The sequence below is a fragment of the Aquimarina aggregata genome, from assembly GCF_001632745.1.
In the GTDB taxonomy this organism is placed as follows: domain Bacteria; phylum Bacteroidota; class Bacteroidia; order Flavobacteriales; family Flavobacteriaceae; genus Aquimarina; species Aquimarina aggregata.
Genome location: NZ_LQRT01000058.1, coordinates 307,056 through 330,616 on the forward strand (window position 1 = coordinate 307,056; position 23,561 = coordinate 330,616).

The following is a 23,561-nucleotide window of genomic DNA, read 5'->3' on the forward strand; positions in this document are numbered from 1 at the left end:
TTTCTTAATGAATGGTTTCTATAGTTTCGCACTCAAAATGTTGCTTTTCTTTTTTCTTAGGAGGTTGTGTTTTTAAGCCGCTATTTTTTGCTTTTAATAGCATAGCAGAAAGTTTGTTTTTCTCTGCTGCAATTGATTTTCGCATTGCTTTGTCTTTATCAAGATCAAAATATATAGCACCTTCTATTATGGTTTTATCTGCTTTCGCATAAATAGATAAAGGATGATCGGTCCAGACTACCACATCGGCATCTTTTCCAACTTTGATACTGCCAACTCTATCATCAATATGCAATAATTTTGCTGGGTTTAGTGTAACAAATTTTAAAGCATCTTCTTCTGAGACTCCTCCATATTTTACAGATTTGGCAGCTTCTTGGTTTAATCGACGAGACATTTCACTATCATCACTATTTATAGCAGTCACTACACCTTGATTATGCATAATTGTTGCGTTGTATGGTATAGCGTCATTAACCTCATACTTATATGCCCACCAATCTGAAAAGGTAGAGCCACCAACTCCGTGAGCAGCCATTTTATCGGCTACTTTATATCCTTCTAAAATGTGTGTAAAAGTGTTTACTTTAAAATTAAATCTTTCTGCTACTTTTAGGAGCATATTGATTTCACTTTGCACATATGAATGACAACTAATAAAGCGTTCTTGATTAAGAATTTCGACAAGTGTTTCCATTTCGATATCTTTTCGATAAGGTATACCGCTTTTTTTCCGTTTTTCGTATGCTTTGGCTCGATTAAAGTAATCTACGTACAATTGTTCTACTCCCATTCTTGTTTGAGGAAAACGAGTTGTACTACCCCAGTTGCTTTGCTTTACATTTTCTCCAAGAGCAAATTTTATAAATTTAGGAGGGTTTTTATAGATAAGGTTTTTGGCATTCTCTCCCCATTTCAGTTTTAGAATAGCAGATCGACCACCTATTGGATTAGCCGAACCATGAAGTATCTGTATCGAAGTTACACCCCCGGCAAGATTTCTATAAATATTGATATCACTAGGAGAAACAACATCTTCTATAGTGACTTCTGCAGAAGAGTTATGTCCTGCTTCATTAATTGCATCTGCTGCAATATGCGAGTGTTCATCAATTACACCTGCTGTAACATGTTTTCCTGTAGCATCAATTGTTCTAGCAGTACTATCAGTAAGATTTTTTCCAACAGCAGCAATTTTTCCGTTTTTTAGTAATACATCTGTCTCTTTTAGAACTCCATCGGATTCGTTAGTCCATACGGTCGCATTTTTTAGTAACAGAGTTTCGGATTTTGGGAGTTGTAAATTGCCATAAGCAATGTTAGGGTAAGCTACAGGGAGCACTTCGGGTTGTTCTTTTTGTTCAGAAGTTTTTTCTTTCTCTTTATCAGAAGTCTCGTTAGGTTTCTTTTTTGCTGTAAAAGTTGTTTCTGCACCATTTGGAAGAATAGCTTTTCCTCTCCATAAATTTTGGTTTTGACCAATTGAAGTGACTACTCTTGTGTATTCAGTTTTAGTTGTATCAGTTCCAGTAAATGTTAGTGATACCCAATCATTTTTATAATTAATTTTAGACCCCAGTTTGATATCGCCAAATTTGATGTTAGCTTTCGGTTTATCTGGTTTTCCTGATATTGATAACTCATAGATCTTTCCTGCTACAGTAAGATCGTAAGAGCCATTAATATCTTTTATAGTCATATCATTAACTACATTTTTATGACCTTGTACCCAATTTTCAAAAATGATATTATCTTTTGAGAAGAGTTCACCTTTGGTAATTAAGAAATTAGCATATGCTCCTTTTTTTAAACTACCTAGAAGATTACTTTTTCCTAAAATTTTAGCTGGTATTGTTGTTAATGCAGCAAGTGCCGTTTTTTTATCAAGACCATGATGAATAGCTTTGATAATGCGACTTTTAAAATCAGTAAGTTTTTTAAGTTTATGAGTTGTCAAAGAAAAAGAAATCCCGTTTTTTGATAGAACAGATGGATTTGTTGGTGCTTGATTCCAGTGACGCATATCGCCTAAGCTTACTAGATTTGACATATATGGATTTGATACGTCGTATGCTTCAGGAAAGTCAAGAGGAATAATATAAGTTGCATTTGTAGCTTTTACGCTATTAACTCGTGCATACTCATCTCCACCACCGACAATCGTATATTGTATATTAAATTGATCCCCGACTTTATCAGCTCTAAAGCCATTTATTCTGTTGCCGGCATCAAAAATTTGGGGTAAGTTTTTGTTTCTATCGAAAGCTTCTAACGATAAATCTTTTGTAGCGCTATTACCAGAAATATACCAGCCAGCATCATGATATACTTGTCTTAATAAAGCCATAGCCCCCATTAATGAGGTGGGATATACTTGTTTGCTTTTATTACTCTTATTAAATGAAAAAAATTGGGCAGAGCGATCACTAAGTAATCTTTCACCTTCACTACCGTTATTATTTAAAGCAATAAGTAATCCTGTGCCTCGAATTATACCATCTGGCATATGAGTATTTACTACTCCGAAACCTGCGTTAACATATTCTGTAGCTTTTTTAGTGTCATACTTAAAATCGGTAAGTGCATTAGTTTCTGGACGTATATGATCGTTCCAGTAATACCCTTCTCTGGTGGCTTCCCATTTTGGTTGAGCTCCTGGACTAAAAATGCTTCCGCCTTGTGCTTTTGGTTTTGTTATACCAAAATTGGTATATGGATCAATAAAAGATGGGTAAATATGTTTTCCTTTAAGATCAATAACAATACTATTCTTTGGCATAGATATTGTTGCTCCTACTTGAACAATTTTACCTTTTTGTATTACTAATGAGGCGTTCTTTATTTCTGAATCTGGAGATGTGTGAATTGTTGCGTTTTTGAAAACAGTGTAGTTTACATCGGTAGATTTTACTCCATCGTTTTTAGGAAAATATTCCTGAGCATAAAAAGTAAAGCCACAACATATCACCATGATTGATGATAGAATTTTTTTCATATGGTTTGTGTAAAGTGTGTGAATAAGCTTTAAAGATAGCCGTTGCGGTATAAAAAGATAGAGAATTAATATTTTTTTAACAGCAATTGTTTTTTAATGATAAGTCAATTTCATTAATTACATTTCATATTAATAACTAGTTAGCCATGAGAAAAATCATTTTTATTGTAGCATTGACCTCCTTTTGTTTGTCTAATGCCCAACAATCATCATCAAATTCAAATAATGCAGTTGAATATAACACAACAACTAGGTCTGTGTTTTTAAGACCTCTGGCTTCTTCAAAAGTTACTATTACAGAGGAATCTGTTGCCGGGAGTAAATATTACAAAGAAACTTTTCTTATGGGGTCAGTTTATGTGAAAAATAAACTTTTAGGAAAATATAAGGTTAGATATAACGCTTACGATGATGAAGTGGAAGTTTTACAAAATGGTAAAACATCTGCTCTCCATTATGAAGAAGATATAACCGTTAATTTGGATGAGTATACTTTTAAAATTTTAAGAGATAACACAAACAAGAAAAGTTATTATGTTGATTTTCATGAAGGAAAAAATACATCATTAGTGTTACAGCCAAAAATTGTTCTGAAAAAACCTGTAGAGCCAAAGAATGGTTTTGGAGGAAAAATGCCAGCTACCTTTGATAAAGAGTATAAATATTTCATTAAAAATATAGCAGGTAATCTTATACCTGTGAAATTAAAGAAAAAGGAAGTCCTTCAAATATTAAGTAATAAAAAGAGCGAAATAGAAAAGTTTGCATCTTCAAACAAGCTTAGCTTTAAGAAAGAAAGAGACCTTGTTAAAATAGTTAGTCATTATAATACATTGTAATTTTGTCTTACTAAATTTTAAAATAATTAACCAGTAGTGCAACAACATAACTATATGTTTCTAGGCCGTCTGGTTGATTATTTGCTTTTAGATAACTATCGTAAGTATCTTTAAAAATGGGTTCAAATGGATTTTCATAAGACTCCCAAAACTCGTTTACTTCTCTGTAATTTTTTCTAATACCAGGACGTAATTCTTCGATTAAACAGATTGCTTTTTGTTCATCACGAAGATATAAGTCGTTTAAACAAAATTTTAAGGCAAATGTAGTTCCACTATATTTAAAATAAATATCATCAAATTTGATAGTAGCCAAGGCTGCTATAAAATTAGCCTCATTTTCTTTAGCAAATCCTAATTGATGAGCTTCTTCATGACAACTTGTAGTTGGTGCTTTATAATTTAATATAAGTCCGTTTACTTGAGCTTCATTAGTAATAGGATTAAGGTATCCACTAAACCCCATATAAGTAAGTGGTAGACTTAGTATTGATTTTTTTATACTTTTTGGGTGATATTTTAAATCAGGAAATATTGTGTTTAATTGATCATAAGCAGGAATTGTTTTTTGAAATACCTCTTCTTTAGAGTATGGCATTTTTACAGATAAACTATCATTGGGTTCTAATTGTTTGTGCAGCATATTTGCTTGTTTAATTAACTGATTAGAAACATCTATAAGTTCTTGTTCTGTATATTGATCATCAATTTTTAATATTTCATGAAGCGGTAGCCTATAATAATTCATTCCCCAAAGAATATGAAAACAAGCATATACGATAGAAAAAGTAGCTCCGATATCAAGAAAAACTTCTCTCCAGATAATTTTTCTAGTAAAGACTTTTGTAATCAAAAACCGTATAAGCAGAATAATCAAAAAAGTATATAGTAAATCTCCAAAAGAAAACGGAATCCATCCAAAAACATAGCGCAATATTTTAGAAGTATATATAAAAAAACCATTACTATAAAAACGTTCGATAAATTCAGGAAAAAAGGAAAGAACCTTAACTAAAATAATTTGAATAGGAAGTGCTATTGTAAGTAGTAACTTTGTTTTAGACTGCATAGGGTAAATATATTTACAATTCTCTATTTAGAATGAAGAATTAAGATTTTTTTAGTAACGACTTTTATTCATGCCATTGGTTTCATTTTTTTTAGGCTAAAGCTAGTCCAGAGAAAACAATACTTTTGTGAAATTATATTGGGATTTGGAGTATAAAATTTAGAATTTCGTAGCATAAACATAATACACATATGAATTCAGAAATAAGAGAACTTGAGCCCAAAGCTCTTTGGAATAAATTTGCAGACTTAAATGCAGTACCGAGACCTTCAAAAAAGGAAGAAAGAGTAATCGCTTTTATGAAAGATTTTGGTGAATCTTTAGGATTGATAACGGAAATTGATGCTGTTGGAAATGTTTTGATTAAAAAACCAGCTACACCTGGAATGGAAGATCGTAAAGTAGTTGTTATGCAATCTCATCTTGATATGGTGCATCAAAAAAATGCAGATACTGATTTTGATTTTGATACTCAGGGTATAGAAATGTATGTTGATAATGGTTGGGTAAGAGCTAGAGGTACAACTCTTGGTGCAGATAATGGCCTAGGTGTGGCTACTATTATGGCTATTCTTGAAGCTAAAAATATCCAACACCCGGCGATTGAAGCTTTGTTTACTATCGATGAAGAAACTGGTATGACAGGAGCAATGGGGCTAGAGGGAGGATGGTTGCAAGGAGATATATTACTGAATCTAGATACTGAAGAAGATGATGAAATAGGAGTAGGGTGTGCAGGTGGAATTGATGTTACAGCCAGACGTACCTACAAAGAAGAAAAGGTAGAAAATGGAAAAGTGGGCTACAGTATTTCAATTACGGGCTTAAATGGTGGTCATTCTGGAATGGATATTCATAAAGGTTTAGGTAATGCTAACAAAATTATGACTAGACTTCTGTTTGATGGATTCGAAAATTTTGGCCTACAAGTAAGTGAAATTAGAGGTGGTAGTCTAAGAAATGCAATTCCTAGAGAAAGCTTTGCAACTGTTGTTGTAGATGCAGTACAATCTGAAGCTTTTGAATATGAGATGAAAGTATTTTCTAAAACTATTAAAGAAGAACTTTCCTTGGTTGAAAGTAATCTTGATATTATTATAACTAAAGTAGAGTTGCCTAAAAAAGTACTCGAATTAGGAGTGCAAGAAGGTATTTTAAAGGCAATGTATGCTGCTCATAATGGAGTGTATACGATGAGCTTGTCGATTCCTGATTTGGTAGAAACTTCAAATAATATAGCTAAAGTGACTATAGCCGAAGGAGAAATTACTATTGAATGTTTAACTAGAAGTAGTGTAGAGTCATCAAAAACAGATTTAGTTAATAAATTGAGAGCTACTTTTGAGTTAACAGGGTGTGAAGTAACAACTAGCGGAGATTATCCTGGATGGGCACCTAATATGCAATCACCTGTTCTTAAAGTTTTGGATAGCGTATATGAAACCTTAAATGGAGAAAAAGCACATGTAGCAGCATGTCACGCTGGATTAGAATGTGGAATTTTAGGCCAGAATTATCCTAATATGGATATGATTTCTTTTGGACCGACAATTTTAGGAGCTCATTCTCCTGATGAACGAGCAAGTATACCTTCTGCTCAAAAATATTGGAAATTCGTTTTAGAAATTCTAAAAGAAATCCCTAAAAAGTAAAAGTGTTTTAAGTGTTATACTTTAAGTTAAACTAAAAATGCAGCATGTTAACATGCTGCATTTTTAGTTTATTTTGATTTGAAAATATTAATTAGCTTGACTTTCTTCCTTTCGAATGTCAACTAAATCAATTTCAAAAATTAATTCACTATTTGGAGGTATTGGTCCAACACCTCTTTCGCCGTATCCTAAATGAGGAGGAATAAATAATATTGCTTTATCACCTACTTTCATTTTTTGAACACCTTCTTTAAAACCTGGGATCATCTGTGCATCTGGAGAATAAGACATTGGCATTGGTGCATATCCACCTTTTTTATCTCTATCTTCATTAAAGATCCCTAATTCTTTTGCTTTTTCAGGATTATTACTATCAAATACTCTACCGTCTGTAAAATATCCAACGTAGAAAATATTTACATAATCAGTAGGCTTAGGCTGTTCTCCATCCCCTTGATTAATAAAAGCAATTTCTAATCCACTTTCTAGTTTAGTAGTTTTGCCTCTAAACTCTTCTAGTCTAGCTGCGCTTTTTGCACTCTGCTCTTTGGCTATTTTTTCTTTTTCAGCCTTTTCTTCTTCAATAGCTTTAAGTTTATCTATAAACTCTGCATTAGTATCAAAAGCTTTAGCATCAGATCCTTTTCTGATGATATTTACTTCTAACATTTTAATTTCGTTTTCAGGTTTATCACCAGGAGCAGTTTTTGTAGTTCCGATACTATCGATTACATCTTGTCCCATTACAATTTCTCCAAACACAGTATGTTTTCCATTCAACCATGGTGTTTCTTTTAATGTAATGAAGAATTGACTTCCGTTAGTTCCTGGGCCAGAATTAGCCATAGATAAAATTCCTTTTGACTTGTGAGAAAGAGAGTCTACGAACTCATCAGGAAATTTATATCCTGGATCCCCAGTACCAGTACCTAATGGATCTCCTGTTTGGATCATGAAGTCCTTAATCACTCTGTGGAAAATAATACCATTGTAATATTTTTTTCCTTTATATGTGCTATCTACCATGCTATTTGTTCCTTCTGCTAAGGAAACAAAATTAGCTACAGTCATAGGTGTTTTATCATAATGAAGTTGCGCAACAGCTGAACCTTGATTTGTTACGATTTCTGCATAAATACCATCTTGTAATTCTGGGTATTTCTCATTACAACTATTTAAAGCAAGCGCAATAATGGCTAAGAATAAAAGATTTAGTTTTTTCATTTTTGTTATTAATTAATTTTTTGTTGTTGATTCTTGTGTGATTTTATTAAGTGTTACTTTAGTCTTTAACGGAATATTTGTGCCAATCTTATGATCATCACCATAATATCCATATGCTTGATACGATGGAAACAAAAAAGTTATAGTTTCTCCTTCTTTCATAAGCTTTAGACCTTCTCTTAATCCTAAAAAGAGTTCTTGTTTATCGATATGATATGTGATTGTATCTAATTCTTTTTGTGTGTATATTATATTTCCATTTAGATCTTGCACATTGTAATTGAAGTTTACAATATCTCCAAATTTGGGAGTGAGTACAGCTGTTGTATCTTTTTTAGTATAAAAATACCAGAACCCCCCTTGAGAGGTAATATAATCGTGCAAAGTGTCTTGGGCAATAATTTTTTGAATTCTCGCTTCTTCTTTTGAGGCAAGTTGTTTATTACGGTTAATAGATTCGTCAATAAAAGAACCTGATTTTATATTTACCGGTCTTCTGGCTTCAGGAGTTTTGCAAGAAGAGAATAAAAAGAGAAAGCAAAGTGTGTGAAATAGTATTCTCATTGATCCAAGGCATTTTTATAAGACGGTAAGATACTAATAAATTTATCAACAGTATCGGCTAGTGAAAGATTACTTTTACCACCAGAGGCATTATGATGTCCACCACCTTCAAAATGATTTCGCGAAAATTCATTTACAGAAAAATCACCTTTAGAACGTAAAGAGATTTTAATAATCCCCTCATTTTTATTTTCAATAAATATAAGTGCTAATTTTATTCCTTGGATAGAGAGCCCTAAATTTACAAAACCCTCTGTATCTCCTTTTTTAAAATTATGAGTATCTAATTCTTTTTGGGACATTGTGATATACGCCGTATTATAATCCGGTAGGACTTTTAAATTCTTTAAGGCTACCCCTTTTAATTGTAAACGAGATAAAGTATTCGTATCATAAATACTTTCATGAATACTTGTATTATCAGCTCCTCTATCTATCAAATCAGCTAAAACTCTATGTGTTGTGCTTGTAGTAGATCTAAATCTAAAAGATCCTGTATCGGTCATGATCCCTATATAAATGCAAGTGGCGATCTCGGCAGTAATTTGAGAAAGGTCTTCTAGCTTTTCAATAAAATGATAAATCATCTGACATGTAGAACTCATATCAGTATCACTGTACATATATGTTGGGTAACTATCAGGTTGCTGGTGGTGATCAATCATTATAAAAGTAGCTTCAGACTTTTGAAGAGTCTCTTCCATATCCCCACTCCTTGATAAATGATTATAATCTAACGTAAAGATAAGATCGGCTTCTTGGATTTTTGTTGTAGCAATTTCAGTATCCATACTAAATTTAATAATAGTATGCTCTCCAGGAATCCATTTTAAAAATTCTGGATATTCGTTGGGCATGATGACTGTAACATCATGTCCAATCCCATTAAGATAATGATACAATGCAAGACTAGATCCTATTGCATCACCATCGGGGTTTTTGTGAGCAGTAATTATTATTTTTTTAGATGAGTTTAATAACTCTTTTACTTCTTTAACATCCATAAGTCAGCGAATATACAAAAAGCTCTATAACCCCCAAAAAACCAACAATAAAATCAATAACCATAAGACTTAAATATGTTATGGTATAACCGTTGATTTAATATTAGGGTAATAGTATAAATCGTAATTTTAAACCATATAAATTAAGAATATGCAAAAAATAATGATTTTAGGAATTTTGTATGTGTTATCAATACAAATACATTTTGGTCAAGAGAAAAATGTGAGACCAAAAAACGTAGATTTTAGTCTTGTTTTTGGGAATTGTAGTAAGCAAAATGTAGCTCAACCTTTTTGGAAAGAAATTCAAAAACATAACCCAGATCTTTTTATATGGGGAGGAGATATTATTTATGCAGATTCTAGTGATCCTAAAAAAATTCAAGAAGGATATAGTATACAAAATAACAATATAACATATCAAAAAATTAAGCAATCAATTCCTATTATGGCGACATGGGATGATCATGATTATGGTAAAAATGATGCAGGTGCAGAATGGGAGTTAAAAAAACAAAGTCAGCAATTATTTTTGGATTTTTTAGAAATCCCGAAAGATAGTCCAAGAAGAATGCAAAAAGGAGTCTATCATTCCCAGCTTTTTGAGATAGATAAAGGCAATATAAAAGTAATAACATTAGATACAAGATATTTTAGATCCCCATTAAAAAAGAGTAGTGTGAGCGATAGGCGTTATGTACCATACGATAATAAAGAAGGTACTATACTGGGTGAGGAACAATGGCAATGGTTAGAAAAAGAACTAGAAAATAATTTTTCTGATTTCATTATTATTGTAAGCAGTATTCAATTTTTATCTTCAGAGCATGGTTTCGAAACCTGGGGTAATTTTCCGCATGAAGTTAAACGCCTTAAGCATTTATTGGTAAGTAAATCAGTGAGAAATGCCATCATACTAAGTGGAGATCGGCATATCTCTGAGTTTTCTACAACCAAAGTTAATGGGTTAAAGTATCCACTAATAGATTTTACCTCAAGTGGATTAACACATGCTTATACTAATTATAAAGGTGAATCGAATCAATATAGACTTGGCAATGTAATTGCTAAACCAAGTTTTGGAGTATTGTATTTTGATTTTGATACGTATACTGTTTCTATGCAGATGCGAGGTGATCACAATATTTTGTTGCAAGAGTTTAACAAACAATATCCTAAAGATTAATTTTTAAAACCTGATAATCTTTTATAAACATACTTTCTTATGATTATTCTTGTTTTTGATGCTTTTATATATACTTTTGCACAAAAATTTAAAATCAGGATATTTTATCCATAGAATAATTAAAAATATTTCTGAATTAATAAAGAAATAGATAATAAAAAATAATAAGATGGCAACAAACAGAACTTTTACAATGCTTAAGCCGGATGCGGTAAGAAAAGGATATATTGGTGCAATCCTTGAGCAAATTACAGCTTCAGGTTTTAGAATTGTGGCAATGAAACTAACAGAATTAACAACAAATGACGCTAAAGCATTTTATGAGGTTCATAAAGAACGTCCTTTTTATGGTGAATTAGTAGAATATATGACTAGTGGTCCAATTGTAGCTGCTATTTTAGAGAAAGAAAATGCTGTTGAAGATTTTAGAACATTAATCGGGGCTACTAATCCTGAAGAGGCAGCAGAAGGTACAATACGTAAAAAGTTTGCAACTTCTATTAGTGAAAATGCTGTACACGGTAGTGATAGTGATGAGAATGCTGCTATAGAAGGAGCTTTTCATTTCTCAGGAAGAGAGCAATTCTAGATTTAGAACATTATATAATAATTTAAATAGCCTGTTTTTTAACAGGCTATTTTATTTTCAAGAAGTTGTAGTTTTTACCAAAAAACTCTGAAACTAATATTAGGAGTAATACCTAAAGAAAATATATCAGAGTTAATAAGTTGATTGTTTAAGGAGTTTGTTGTTCTGAACTCTCTATTAAGAATATTTTTTCTATCATATAGGTTAAGCAAAGACAAACCAAGTCGATATTTAGTATTTGACTGTGTACTGGTTTTAAAATCATAAATGGCAGAAAAGTCTAATCTGTGGTATATAGGAAGTGTGTTTCCGTTAATTTCATCAAATTCTATAGCTACAATTTGACCGGTATTATCTACCCCAGTAGCATTTGTAAATGCCTTTCCGGTATGCCAAAGCCATCCTAAAGAGAATTGAAAATTTTTAATTTTATAAAAATGTGACCATTTTACAGTGTGTTCAATATTCCAATTACCAGGAAAAAACTCATCATCATTTATGTTTTCAAATTTATTTCTAGTATTGATGTACGAATAACTTATCCATGTCTTATATTTTCTCCATCTTTTTTTTAGAAAGAAATCTAGACCAATAACGCTACTTTCACCATTTTGATAGGTGTTGCTTACGGGATTGATAAAACCAGCTGTAAGTGATGTGATATCATTAATTTTTTTATAGTATGTATCAATATCAAGATACCATTTATTCTTTTTGAAACTACTTCCGAATGTGAATTGATAACTAGAGATAATAGGAAATACTTCATCATTAGCCAATGTCCAAACTTCATTTTCTAAAGTCAAATCACTAATAACAGATTCTTGAATTTGACTAGAGGCTTGACTACGATATTCTGCACTTGTATTAATTTCCCAGTTTTTGTTTATATATTTTTGTAGAAATACTCTGGGTTCGATAAAGGATTGGTTTAGTTCGGCATAATGATTTAAGCGTAGTCCAAGAGAAACATAAAAATTCTTGGGGTTTTCAAGTTTATATTCAGAATAAAAAGAGTGGATATTTAGAAAACTATCATCTTCGTCAAGAACTAACTCGTATGATGGGGTAGTGGTTATGAATGCATATTTTGTGTTATTATTAGAATATTGATAACCAGCAGATAAATTCTGATAATCCGAGAATTTGTAATTTAAATGTAGTTCTCCTCCGTAATCCGTAACGATATTATCTTTGTTTTCAATTTCTGTAAATACCCCTAGATTATTAGTTTGAAATTCATAATTTAAACGGTATTTAGTATAATATCCGCTTATATCAAGAGAGATATAATCAGTATATTGACTTTTCCACTTTATATTATACCCTTCATTTTCGGTTACAAGATCGTCGCTAAACGAGTCTACATCATCACTTCTTTTAAAGTTTAAATCATTTTTACTATAAATGGTATTTACTTCTATTTTTTGAGTTTCTGACGGATGAATAAGTAGATTGGCATTATAATCAGCAAAAAAGAAATTATTATCTTCATTTATTAATGGACTGGTTTCTGCAATTTTGGTGTTTTGAAAAACCCTATCTGAAAATTTTTTGTAGGTAAAAGTTTCTAATACATCTGTATATGATCGTCTTCCAGAAAGTTGAAGCGATACTTTATCTTTAATGATTGGTGCGTGGATTACTGCATCTGCATTTATCATATTGAGACCAGCCCCTCCTGTAAAACGTTTTGCAATTTCTTGTTCTGATTTAATATCAATAACACCTGCAATTCTATCGCCATACCGTGCACTAACTCCACTTTTAGAAAAATCTACTTCTTTAGCTACATAAGGGTTAAAAGCAGACAGTAGTCCAAAAAGATGTCCTTGATTATAGGTTTTAATACCATTCCATAGAATTAAGTTTTGATGTGGTGTGCTTCCTCTTACAAATAGCCCTGTAGCTGTTTCATTAGGATTGTTTACTCCTGGTGTTAATTGTATGCTTTGTAAAATATCGGGTTCTGTACGTCCTGGTAGAATTTCTACATCTTTAAGATTTACATGAATTATCTTTTTGTTTTGAGTGATTCCCTTGGCTAGATATTCTTCAATGAGTACTTCGTCGAGAACTTCCTCTTTGACATTAATTAAGTATATTTTTGAACATTCTTCATCTAAAAATGACTTTGAATTTAACACTCTTTGTCTAAATCCTGGAGCACTAATTAAAATGGCTGAGTTGTAGGGTACGTTTAAATTTTCGAAATAACCATTTTCGTTAGTGGTCAAATTCGTTCGAGTAGCTTTTAAGAAAATTCTAATGTCTTTAATTGGCTTTTGTGACTCGTCTAAAACATATCCACAAACAGAAATTATATCTTTTTTCTTAAAACTAGTTATTGTAACATAATTGTTACCTGTAAACTCAAATTTTAGGGACGTTTTTTGTTGTAATATTTGAAGTATTTCTTCTTTAGATTGTTTAGACAGTATAGTAATAGAGATGTTTTTATCATCAATTAATGCATCTAAGTAAGAAAATTTAATATCATAGTGTTTCTCTACTACTGGTAATACTTGAGATAAGGCCGTATTTTTAAATACAATGGGAGCTGTTCTTTCTTGTGAAAAAACAGATATGCTCCATAAAAAAAGACAAACACATAAAAGTCTTATCATGCTACTACTTTTCTAGTACGACAGTCTTACCGTCTTGTGATAGGCTATACTTTATGCCTAAGGTACTAAAAACCGTTTTAAGAGCAACTTTTATATTATCATTAGGAAAAGTTCCAGTGTATTTATATTGAAGATCTAAATTGTGATTTTGATTAATTTTGATATCATATTGTTTTTCAAGCGCTACAAAAAGATATTTAACGGGGATACTTCTAAAAGAACTTGTGTTGGTTAACCATGAAGGTTCTTGATTTTTAAAACTCCAGTTTTCTGGGGATATACCAAAATTTCTATATGCTTTTCCTGCTGTCAAAACCTCATTATACTTATTGTTACTCACACTCACTTTACCTTCGAAACAATTTACTTCAAAAAATGATTTATGAGAATTTACAGTAAATTGAGTTCCTAAAACAGATACTTCTCCATTTTTAGTGGTCACAGTAAACTTACTTCCTTTTTTAACTTTAAAAAAAGCTTCGCCTTCTAAAGTAACTAATCTACTATCCTCCCAATTATTTTTGTCAAAAATGGCATTAGATTTAGCATTTAATATCATTTCTGATCCATCAGGCAATGTAACCGTTAGTTTTTCTCCAAAACCAGTAGTAAAAGATTCTTTAGGACTAAATAAAAATAATCCAAAAATAATTGCTATCGAAGCTGCGGCAGCCATATAAGGCCATAATTTAATGGTTGGCTTGGATTTTTTAGTACTACGATTTGATTTAATCGCTAATAATGCGTTTGTAGTATCAAAATCTTTTAAGTCCAAAGCATCTGCTCCTGCAATAATTTTTTCATAATGCTGGTATTCAGGATGGGCTTTAAACTCAAGAAGTTCATCTTCAGAAAGTTCTCCGTTAGCCCAACGTGATAAGAATATGTCGTCTTTTTTATCGTCTAGCATAATTCAAGCTCTATATAATATAAACGTTTGATTTTATAATTACCCTACCTCTTTTTCTGTTTTTTTTATTTAATAATACTGAAAAAGGGTATTTTAACACCTATTTATCTTAGATGTTTCCTATTTTTTTTCTTAATGTTACTAATGCTTTATGCATTAATTTTTCAATTGCTTTTACAGATACATTAGATAACTCTGCAATTTCTCTATATGTTTTTTTATCGATTCTGCTTAAGAGAAAAACTTCTCTTTGTCGTTCAGGTAATTCTGCAATTGCATTCTTAAGAGTCTCCATATATTCTTTTTCGAGTGCTATAAACTCAGGAGATTCATTATTAACATCTGATTTGCGTTGTGTTATATAATCTTTATACTTAAAACGTACTTTTTGATGCCTTGTATCGCTAATTCCAAGGTTTGTAGCTATAGTATATACATAGCTTTTGGCTTTGTCAAGAGGTACTTTAGAGCAATTATGCCATAATTTAATAAATGCATCTTGGACAATGTCTTCTGCCTGTTGCAAATCACCAAACTTATAATAGACATAATTTCTTAAAAGCTTTGAATGGCTTTTGAAAAATTCATCAAAAGCTCTTTCATCACATGTAGATTTTTTGTTATTAGGCATTTAGGGTATAAAAATTAATTTTTCAAATCTATATTTTTTTCTTGGGAAGAAAAATATAAAATGAAAAAAAAATAAATAGAGGTGGGGTATTGTTAAGATAAGGCGTTTTACAATTGTTATAACAAAAGAAACCAATTCACGAATTCAAAAAAAAACATTAATTAAAACAATTTAAAATGAATAATAAGAAATTTTTATGGGTGTATCTTTTTACATTAATCTTGGGGTTTGCTTCTTGTGAAGAAGATGTTGATACTCCAGATGAAAATTCAGAATGTCCAAAGTTATCTTTTAAACAAGATGGAGAAAACTTGATAGCAGATTTTGAAGGTATTGAAAATTTAGAAGTATACGAGTGGTTTATTGATAATCAATTAGTTGAAACAGAAAGCACTCTTAATGATAATCAGAGAGATAATATGTTAAGTTTGAAGGGGTATAACCCAGGAACTTATAATGTTTGTATTAAAGCAGAAACACCTGATTGCGCTCAAGGAACAGAGTTTTGTAAGGAAATAGTTGTTGAGGATACAACCACAGATGAATCTTGTCCTACTCTTAAATATGAGAGAGATGGAGATTATTTAATAGCTAATTTCGAAGGTGTAGAAACAATTGGTTTTTATGCATGGCAAGTTACTGGCGAGCAATTAGATAATGAGACTATTATTGAAAACGAAGGGGTAGACTTTCAAGGAGATAATAAGTTTTCTTTAAAAGATTTGAGATCAGGAACTTACACTATTTGTTTGATTTCCGAAAGTCCAACATGTACACAAGCAGAGCCTTTTTGTAAAGATATAGAGGTTAATAATGACAATAACAATGGATCTTGCCCAGAGTTAAAATTTATAGTAGAAGGAACAGTTCTATTTGCAAATTTCCCAGGAATCGATCAATTAGGAGTTTATGAGTGGTTCGTAGATGGTCAATCTGTAGAAACTGAAGATTTACAGGGACAAGATCGTGACGATTCATTCGATATAAGTTCATACAACCCAGGAACATACACTGTGTGTATCAAGGCAGAAACTGCTGATTGTCCAAACGGAGTAGAGTTTTGCGTAGATGTTGTAGTTCCAGAACCACAACAAATAGATTGTACTAAGTTTGATCTAATTAAGTTTAGAGATAAAGTTGTAGGTGTGAATAAACCTACTATTACAGATATTGATCCTAACTCTGTAGTTTGGACTTTAGATGGAAATGTAATTACACCAATTACACCAAGAGTAGCTAGACTTCAAGATCACGTTACTCAAGATGGTACATACGAGATTTGCTATAAATCAGTTTCGCAAACTTGTGGAGTATTAGAGAAGTGTGTTCAGGTAAATTATAAGCAGTAATCTTAAGGATTATACTTCGTGATCTATATATTGTAGTTGTTAAAATTTATATAGGTCAATGAATAAGGTCGCATATTTTGCGACCTTATTTTTTGCTTTAAAATTAACTTTTAGTTCATATAAAAAAATCATAACTCTGTTTTTATGGTTCAAAAAAATACATCTCAAAAAAATGATATTCTATACAGATATAAGGTCATAGTACCGTAATACTTTAACTGTTGAATGTTGTTTTATAATTTTGTTTACTATGGTTGTGGGTTTGTTTTTAGGTTGTTACCGTGTTTTTTTTGTTTTTTTTAAGAGAAAGGGGTAGGGTGATTTCCCCGAACTGCGTTTCATATATAAGAGAGGCTATATTTCCTTTTTTTAAACAAAATTGAATAACCCTAAATTATTATATGATGAAAAAACTTACTAACTGGTTTTTATTGATTATTACACTTGTGTTTGGATTTACTTCTTGCGAAGAAAATGAAAACTTTGAGCAGTGTCCAGAAATTAATATAAATGTAGAAAACGAAACTGGAAGTGCAGTATATCGTTTTGTAGCGCAACTAGATGAGGTAAAAGACTTAAGGTTTACATGGTCTGTAGATGGAGAAGATATTGATACAGGAAATCTTAATGATCTTGCTGGTCAAATTTTAGATTATAGATTCGAGGCAGGTAAGCATACAATTTGTGTAAAAGTAGCTAGTGAGGATTGCCCAATACAAGTATGTACAGATATAGAGGTAGAGAGAGATGAAAATGACCCATGTCCAGATCTTTTCTTTGAGTCAAGACAATATGAACGTCCTTCACAATATAAATTTATTGCTGATTTTAGAGGGATTAATGAAATAAGTTATGGATGGTTTATTAATGGAGAGTTTGTAGAAGATTCTTCTCCGAACGAAGATAATTATTTGATATGGGATTTTAAAGAGCCAGGACGATACGAAGTATGTATTAAAGCAGAAACACCAGATTGTGCTAATGGTACATCTTATTGTAAAGTAATAGAAGTAGCCGAAGTAAACCAAGCATGCCCTGAGGTGTCTTTTTCAAAAGAAATAGAACAGGGAAGTGTTAATACTTATGTTTTTGAAGCCAATATAGAAGGTGTTGATGAAGCAAGTGAATTAATGTGGTATGTAAATAACGACTTAATCGAAAATACTACAGATCAACAAAATGGAAACAGAACTTTGTTTTATCAATTCGCTTCAGGCGAGTATACAGTGTGTTTAAAAGTAACAACACCTGATTGTGAAGAAGGAGTGACCTATTGTAAAGAAATTAGGATAGATGGTGATTGTCCTAGTATAGAGTTTAGTAGAGATGGTGATTCACTATATGAAAGAAGTGGAGAACAGCGTGAATATGTATGGACTCTTAATGGGCAAGTTATTGATGATCAAGAAGTAATTCTTGATAATGGAAGAGAATTTTCTCTACGAAATTTACAGGCTGGGATCTACAAAATATGTCTTGCTATAGAAACGCCAGAATGTCCAAATGGAGTAGAGTTTTGTAAAGAAATCGTAATTGAAGAAAATAATACTACAGAATGTCCTGAATTGTTTTTCACCAGAAATGGAAATACAATGGTTGCTGATTTTGATAGTGTGAAAGATGTTGAGGTGTATGAGTGGTTGATTAATGATGAGGTGGCAGAAACAGAGTCGAACTTAAATGGCAACAATAGAGATAATGAATTAAGTTTAGAAGGATACAATCCAGGAACATATGTGGTTTGTATGATTGCTGAGACTCCTGACTGCCCTAACGGAGTAAAATACTGTAAAGAAATTATTATAGAATAACAAGATTGTTAGGTTAGATTAATTAGGTTAAATCCCCTGAAAGCAGCCATACTTTTAGGGGATTTTATTTTTGATTATATTAAGTTTTTTTGTTTCTGATTAAATTTTTATACATTCCACTCTTTATAATTGCCTGATAGTATGAAATTAATTGAAGATATTAGGGTAGGGTTTGTAAAATGTAAAGCGTTATAATAGTATAAGATAAACTGTATTGAAAAATTTAATTACATATTTTAAGAGTTGTTTACTGATAATTTTATTTACTATTAGTTCATGTGTTAGTGATGACGGATCATTTCCTGAAAATGAAAATAATGAAATCACATCGACCATTGCTATAGTATCTTTACTTAATAACTTTAATTCAGGAAACGGTACTATTAACGAAAACGATTTGTGCTTCACATTTCAATATCCAATCACATTAGGATATAATACCACTTCAACTATAAAAGTCGATGACTTTAGGGGACTACTTAATGTACTTTCTAGTCAAAGTACAAACTTTAATGTTACAGGACTTCAATTTCCTATAGAAATTAAATTTAAAGGAAGCGAAATAGTAACTACAGTTCAAAATGAAGATGCACTATTTGATGTGTTGAAAGAATGTGAATTTGATACTTTTAGAGATGATTTTAATGAGCTATTTAGACAGTGTTTTAAGCTTGATTATCCTATTGTTTTAAAAGATAATAATAGTAGAGATGTTACAATTGATAATGAAGAAAGTTTTGATCAATTTTTTGCGTCTCAAGGAAATAACTATCAACCAGATTTTAAATTTCCGATAACTCTTTTAGTAGGACCTAATCTTGAGCGTACTCTTATTTCAACATATTTTCAATTTTATGAAGTTTTAAGCTCGTGTGTGGGGTGTCCTGCAATTCGATTTGATATTCAACAGTTGCCTAATAATGTATATCAATTTAATACTAATTTTGAAGCCAAACCAGGATATGTATTATCTCTAAAAATTAATGAAGAAGAAATATCTGATTTTACCTTAGACGGAAATATAGTTACAATTACTCGAGAACTTATACCAGGTTCATATAATGTTTGTATCAAAGTAGTCACTCCCGATTGTCCAAATGGTAAAGAGGTATGCGATACATTAATAGTAGAACCTATCTGCCCAGAGCTTTTATTTACATTCTCGCAACAACAAGGTAGTTTTATATACGATTTTGTTGCAGAGTTTCCTGGATTTGAACAAATTAATTATGATTGGGTTGTAGATAATGAGGTGGTAGAAGCAGGAGATGGAGGACCTAATGGGGACAATAAGTATTCTACAGAACTTAGTTTCGGAAAACATGAAGTTTGTATTAGAACAGAAACTCCACAATGTCCACAAGGAACAGAAAAATGTGAAGAGATAGAAGTTTGTCCAGAGTTGTCATTTACTTCTCAGCAAGAAGGAAATACTGCTATTTATACATTTACTGCGGACTTTCTAGGAATAGAAAACGTAAATTATCAATGGACTATTGATGAGCAGGTACAAGAAAGTGATGGGGGAGCAAATGGAGATAATGTTTTTAATTTTGAATTTGCTGCGGGAGCAACATATCAAGTTTGTATTACTACAGAAATAGAAGGATGTACTAGTGGGACGCTATTTTGCGAGGATATTACTGTACCTTAGTGATTGATGCAAGCTAAAATTTTACTTTAAAAAAATTAAACCTAAAAGACGTTATATTAAAACTTAGAAATCTTTCTTTTGAGAAATATGATATATAGAGAGAGTTAAACTATCGTAGGACTAATTTTTTTATAAGTTCTTTGCCCAATGTTTCATTTAGGTTTGCAATAATTTTTTCTTTACCATAACTAAGTTCTTCTCTAAGCACAGAAGAAGTGAGTTGTATATACAGTGTTTCACGATCTAACTTGATATCTTGAGTGTATTTGTGAATGGCAGGTCCCATTACGTTCTCCCAAACATCACGTACCGCGACTTTATCTAGACCTTTCTCTAGTTTATTATTTGTCACAAAATCTTTTAAAACTTCGCTTAAACTTTGATGTTCTTGATGACGTTTGGCCATTATAATTGTATCTTTTGATATCGCTTATAAAAGTAAACATTTCCAGCTTCATTTTTAATAACCATGTTGTTTTCTTCTACAAGTTCTATGATTTCTACCCAGTTTGCTAAAGTAGTTTTATAATAAATTTTTAATTGCTCACCTTCTATTTTTAAAGTAAATGTTTCGACATCTTTAGAGATGATAAAACTACCATCTAATTTAGGCTGTACCTTTTTACGAATACCTATACTGTCTTTTATTTCAAAGAAATCGATACTTTGATTAAAGTTATATTCTTTTTTTGTGCCGTCGGATAAGGTTACCTTTTCTATTTCCCAATAACCATTCATTTTATCTGCAAATTCATCAGGATTTGGTTTAGAACAACCAAAAATATGTAGAAGAATGATAAGGATCATTACATAGCTAAGACGTATGGATTTTAAAGTTATTTTCGATTTCATTCTTCTTGCGTAGTTATAGTGGGGTCTAATTTAATAATCTTGTAAGATTGAGATATTTTTTTTACTACTCCTTCTGTACGATCTGCATGTGTATCGCTAATAAATAACTGTCCAAAAATCTGATCATCTACTAGTTTTATAATATGTTCTACACGTTTTTCGTCTAGCTTGTCAAAAATATCATCAAGTAATAATATAGGGTTTACTTTACTTTGTTTTTTTATAAAATCAAATTGTGCAAGCTTTAGAGCAATAAGAAATGATTTTTGTTGACCTTGACTTCCAAATTTTTTAATAGGGTATCCTTCTATTTCAAAGGATAGATCGTCTTTATGAACCCCAACACTAGTATATTGTAGCATTCTATCTTTGCCTAGATTTTGTTCAAGTAAGGTTAACAAATCGGTATCAGATAATTTACTTTGATAGGTTAAGGATACTTTTTCTTTCCCAGAGCTAATGGCATGATATCGATCAATAAATATTGGTATAAATATTTCTAAAAAATCAGCTCTTTTTTTATGAATACTACTTCCGTATTCATTTAATTGTTGATTATAAATGTCTAATTGAGTAGGATCAAAGGTGTTGTTAACCGCAAAATATTTTAATAAGGCATTACGTTGCGATACAATTTTGGCATATTTTAATAGGATAGATAAATAGGTTTGATCACTTTGTGAGATAACACCATCAATAAACTTTCGTCTGGTATCACTTCCTTCTGTAATAAGGTCTCTATCGGCGGGTGAGATAATTACTAAGGGTAAAAACCCAATGTGCTCGCTAAACGTGTCATAAACTTTTCCATTACGTTTAATCACTTTTTTTTGTCCTCTTTTGGCGCTTACAATTACTTTTTCATCACGATTGTCTTTTTGATAAAGCCCATCAACAACAAAAAAATCGGTATTATGTTTGATGTTTTGACTAGTAATTGGATTAAAATAACTTTTTCCGAAGGATAAATGATAAATAGCATCTAAAATGTTCGTTTTTCCTACCCCATTATTTCCTACTAAGCAATTTATCTTGTCATCAAACTCAAAGTTGATGGCTTCAAAATTTTTATAATTGATTAAAGAAAGGGATTTTAGAATCATAAAACGCTGATGATCAAGTGATCATGATTTTGGTAAAATTCGTAAATTTTTTGCGCAAAATATTGAAAAATAATAAATACTTGTGCTTTTAATTATGAATAAAAATTTTATTTTTGCCGTTCATTAACTTAAACTTATGGCAACTTATAAGAAACGCGGACACAAACCAAAAAACAAAGTTGAAGAGGTAGAACAAATCGAAGATAACTCAACAACTGCAGAGGTATTTAACACCCTAGATGCAGGAGCCTCAAAAACTGAAGAATGGGTTGCTGCCAATCAAAAATATATACTCGGTACAGTAGGTGTAGTAGCACTTGTTATATTAGGATATCTTGGTTTTCAGAAATTTATTCAGGAACCAAAAGAACAAGAGGCGGCAAATGAAATGTTTAAAGCTCAGCAGTATTTTGATAATGCTGTTAACGGTAACTCAACACTTAGAGATTCTTTATATAATTTAGCACTTAATGGTGGTGAAGGTAAATATGGTTTTCTAGAGATTATTGAAAACTATGGTAGCACAAAAGCTGCTAACTTAGCAAATTATTATGCTGGTTTTTCATATTTAAATATGAATAAATATCAGGAAGCAATTTCATATTTAGATGATTTTAAAAGTGATGATGAAATGCTTGGCCCATTGGCTTTAGGAGGTATTGGAGATGCTTTCTCTCAACTTGGGCAAGTAGAAGAAGCATTAGGATATTATGAAAAGGCTGCAAAAGCTAAAACAAACGATTATACAACTCCGAAGTTTTTATTAAAAGCAGCTATTACAGCTTTGTCTTTAAAGAAACCGGCTGTTGCAACTCCATACTTAGAGCGTATTAAAGAAGAGTTCCCTAAAAGTGTAGAAGCTAATCAGGTAGATGTACATTTAGGTCAAGCTCAAGCAATGCTCAAATAGTCCAACATTTCAAGTTTAGTAAAGAAACTCGAAATCTGAAACCTAAAATGGCATAATGGCTACAGAGAATAAAAATTTATCACATTACGATAAGACAACAATCCCAGACGCGAAAAACTTTCGGTTTGGGATTGTTGTTTCAGAATGGAATGAAACCATAACACAAGGACTTTTTCAAGGCGCTTTTGATGCATTTATTGATTGTGGAGCGTTAAAAGAAAATATTGTTAGGTGGAATGTTCCAGGTAGTTTTGAATTAATCTACGGATGTAAAAAAATGCAGGAATCTTTCGATATGCTTGATGCTATTATAGCTGTTGGTTCTGTAATTCAAGGTGAAACTAAGCATTTTGACTTTGTTTGTGAAGGTGTAACTCAAGGGATTAAAGATCTCAATGTTACTAAGGATATACCTGTTATTTTTTGTGTATTAACAGATAATACAATGCAACAATCTATTGATCGTTCTGGTGGTAAACATGGTAATAAAGGAACCGAAGCTGCAATTGCCGCAATTAAGATGGCTCAGTTACGCAAAGACGCTACCTTTTACAAATAAAAATTAGCTGTCATATTCTTATTTCAACGGTAA

Annotated in this window: 20 protein-coding genes; 9 read left to right on the forward strand and 11 right to left on the reverse strand. The window is 31.5% G+C overall.

Annotation, left to right across the window (positions count from 1 at the left end; translation table 11 throughout):
• Positions 1-4: 4 nt before the first annotated feature.
• A complete protein-coding gene (locus tag AWE51_RS24460; RefSeq protein ID WP_066319546.1) occupies positions 5-2,995 on the reverse strand; it encodes an amidohydrolase family protein in 2,991 nt (996 codons plus the stop codon).
• Between the two features lie 146 nt (positions 2,996-3,141).
• On the opposite strand from AWE51_RS24460, the gene AWE51_RS24465 reads away from it, so the two are divergent.
• A complete protein-coding gene (locus tag AWE51_RS24465; protein WP_066319547.1) occupies positions 3,142-3,834 on the forward strand; it encodes a hypothetical protein in 693 nt (230 codons plus the stop codon).
• 10 nt (positions 3,835-3,844) lie between these two features.
• Here AWE51_RS24465 and AWE51_RS24470 read toward each other — a convergent pair whose 3' ends face one another.
• A complete protein-coding gene (locus tag AWE51_RS24470) occupies positions 3,845-4,903 on the reverse strand; it encodes a DUF3810 domain-containing protein (RefSeq protein WP_066319549.1) in 1,059 nt (352 codons plus the stop codon).
• Positions 4,904-5,094: 191 nt separating this feature from the next.
• On the opposite strand from AWE51_RS24470, the gene AWE51_RS24475 reads away from it, so the two are divergent.
• The gene (locus tag AWE51_RS24475; RefSeq protein ID WP_066319551.1) at positions 5,095-6,555 is read left to right on the forward strand and encodes an aminoacyl-histidine dipeptidase; all 1,461 of its coding nucleotides are present in this window, start codon (positions 5,095-5,097) and stop codon (positions 6,553-6,555) included.
• Between the two features lie 87 nt (positions 6,556-6,642).
• On the opposite strand, the gene AWE51_RS24480 is transcribed toward AWE51_RS24475, so the two are convergent.
• From AWE51_RS24480 to AWE51_RS24490, 3 genes are read right to left on the reverse strand one after another with little or no spacing between them, the layout of a single operon-like run.
• A complete protein-coding gene (locus tag AWE51_RS24480; RefSeq protein ID WP_066319558.1) occupies positions 6,643-7,779 on the reverse strand; it encodes a peptidylprolyl isomerase in 1,137 nt (378 codons plus the stop codon).
• A 12-nt stretch (positions 7,780-7,791) separates the two neighbouring features.
• Positions 7,792-8,343, reverse strand: a complete 552-nt coding sequence (gldI, locus tag AWE51_RS24485; RefSeq protein WP_066319560.1) for a gliding motility-associated peptidyl-prolyl isomerase GldI — start codon at positions 8,341-8,343, stop codon at positions 7,792-7,794.
• Positions 8,340-9,347: a DHH family phosphoesterase gene (locus AWE51_RS24490; protein ID WP_066319563.1), complete on the reverse strand. Its 1,008-nt coding sequence runs from the start codon at positions 9,345-9,347 to the stop codon at positions 8,340-8,342. Before AWE51_RS24490 ends, gldI begins: the two co-directional genes overlap by 4 nt.
• Positions 9,348-9,498: 151 nt before the next feature.
• Between AWE51_RS24490 and AWE51_RS24495 the strand changes: the two genes are divergently transcribed.
• The gene (locus AWE51_RS24495) at positions 9,499-10,533 is read left to right on the forward strand and encodes an alkaline phosphatase D family protein (protein ID WP_066319565.1); all 1,035 of its coding nucleotides are present in this window, start codon (positions 9,499-9,501) and stop codon (positions 10,531-10,533) included.
• A gap of 169 nt (positions 10,534-10,702) precedes the next feature.
• Positions 10,703-11,122, forward strand: coding sequence for a nucleoside-diphosphate kinase (locus AWE51_RS24500; protein ID WP_066319568.1), 420 nt, complete (start codon positions 10,703-10,705; stop codon positions 11,120-11,122).
• A 74-nt stretch (positions 11,123-11,196) separates the two neighbouring features.
• Here the strand turns inward: AWE51_RS24500 and AWE51_RS24505 are convergent, their stop codons facing one another.
• From AWE51_RS24505 to AWE51_RS24515, 3 genes are all read right to left on the reverse strand, one after another.
• The gene (locus AWE51_RS24505; RefSeq protein WP_066319569.1) at positions 11,197-13,749 is read right to left on the reverse strand and encodes a FecR domain-containing protein; all 2,553 of its coding nucleotides are present in this window, start codon (positions 13,747-13,749) and stop codon (positions 11,197-11,199) included.
• 4 nt (positions 13,750-13,753) lie between these two features.
• Positions 13,754-14,659 carry a FecR family protein gene (locus tag AWE51_RS24510; RefSeq protein ID WP_066319571.1) on the reverse strand — a complete coding sequence of 302 codons (906 nt, stop codon included), beginning with the start codon at positions 14,657-14,659 and terminating at the stop codon, positions 13,754-13,756.
• Positions 14,660-14,768: 109 nt separating this feature from the next.
• The gene (locus AWE51_RS24515) at positions 14,769-15,290 is read right to left on the reverse strand and encodes an RNA polymerase sigma factor (RefSeq protein ID WP_066319572.1); all 522 of its coding nucleotides are present in this window, start codon (positions 15,288-15,290) and stop codon (positions 14,769-14,771) included.
• A 176-nt stretch (positions 15,291-15,466) separates the two neighbouring features.
• Here AWE51_RS24515 and AWE51_RS24520 point away from each other — a divergent pair, with 176 nt between their 5' ends.
• From AWE51_RS24520 to AWE51_RS24530, 3 genes are all read left to right on the forward strand, one after another.
• Positions 15,467-16,639, forward strand: coding sequence for a hypothetical protein (locus AWE51_RS24520; protein WP_066319574.1), 1,173 nt, complete (start codon positions 15,467-15,469; stop codon positions 16,637-16,639).
• Positions 16,640-17,043: 404 nt separating this feature from the next.
• Positions 17,044-18,450: a hypothetical protein gene (locus AWE51_RS24525; protein ID WP_066319576.1), complete on the forward strand. Its 1,407-nt coding sequence runs from the start codon at positions 17,044-17,046 to the stop codon at positions 18,448-18,450.
• A 214-nt stretch (positions 18,451-18,664) separates the two neighbouring features.
• Positions 18,665-20,104, forward strand: coding sequence for a hypothetical protein (locus tag AWE51_RS24530; protein WP_066319579.1), 1,440 nt, complete (start codon positions 18,665-18,667; stop codon positions 20,102-20,104).
• Positions 20,105-20,213: 109 nt separating this feature from the next.
• Here AWE51_RS24530 and AWE51_RS24535 read toward each other — a convergent pair whose 3' ends face one another.
• The 3 genes from AWE51_RS24535 to recF are packed head-to-tail and all read right to left on the reverse strand — an operon-like array spanning position 20,214 to position 22,059.
• Positions 20,214-20,510 (reverse strand): DUF721 domain-containing protein, encoded by a 297-nt coding sequence (locus tag AWE51_RS24535; protein ID WP_066319581.1) that lies wholly within the window; start codon positions 20,508-20,510, stop codon positions 20,214-20,216.
• Positions 20,510-20,956, reverse strand: coding sequence for a lipocalin-like domain-containing protein (locus tag AWE51_RS24540; RefSeq protein WP_066319583.1), 447 nt, complete (start codon positions 20,954-20,956; stop codon positions 20,510-20,512). Before AWE51_RS24540 ends, AWE51_RS24535 begins: the two co-directional genes overlap by 1 nt.
• Positions 20,953-22,059 carry a DNA replication/repair protein RecF gene (gene recF / locus AWE51_RS24545; protein ID WP_066319586.1) on the reverse strand — a complete coding sequence of 369 codons (1,107 nt, stop codon included), beginning with the start codon at positions 22,057-22,059 and terminating at the stop codon, positions 20,953-20,955. Before recF ends, AWE51_RS24540 begins: the two co-directional genes overlap by 4 nt.
• Positions 22,060-22,195: 136 nt before the next feature.
• Here recF and AWE51_RS24550 point away from each other — a divergent pair, with 136 nt between their 5' ends.
• Together AWE51_RS24550 and ribH are read left to right on the forward strand one after the other, a co-directional pair.
• A complete protein-coding gene (locus AWE51_RS24550; protein ID WP_066319587.1) occupies positions 22,196-22,969 on the forward strand; it encodes a tetratricopeptide repeat protein in 774 nt (257 codons plus the stop codon).
• Positions 22,970-23,024: 55 nt separating this feature from the next.
• Positions 23,025-23,528 (forward strand): 6,7-dimethyl-8-ribityllumazine synthase, encoded by a 504-nt coding sequence (gene ribH, locus AWE51_RS24555; RefSeq protein WP_066319588.1) that lies wholly within the window; start codon positions 23,025-23,027, stop codon positions 23,526-23,528.
• Positions 23,529-23,561: the final 33 nt, after the last annotated feature.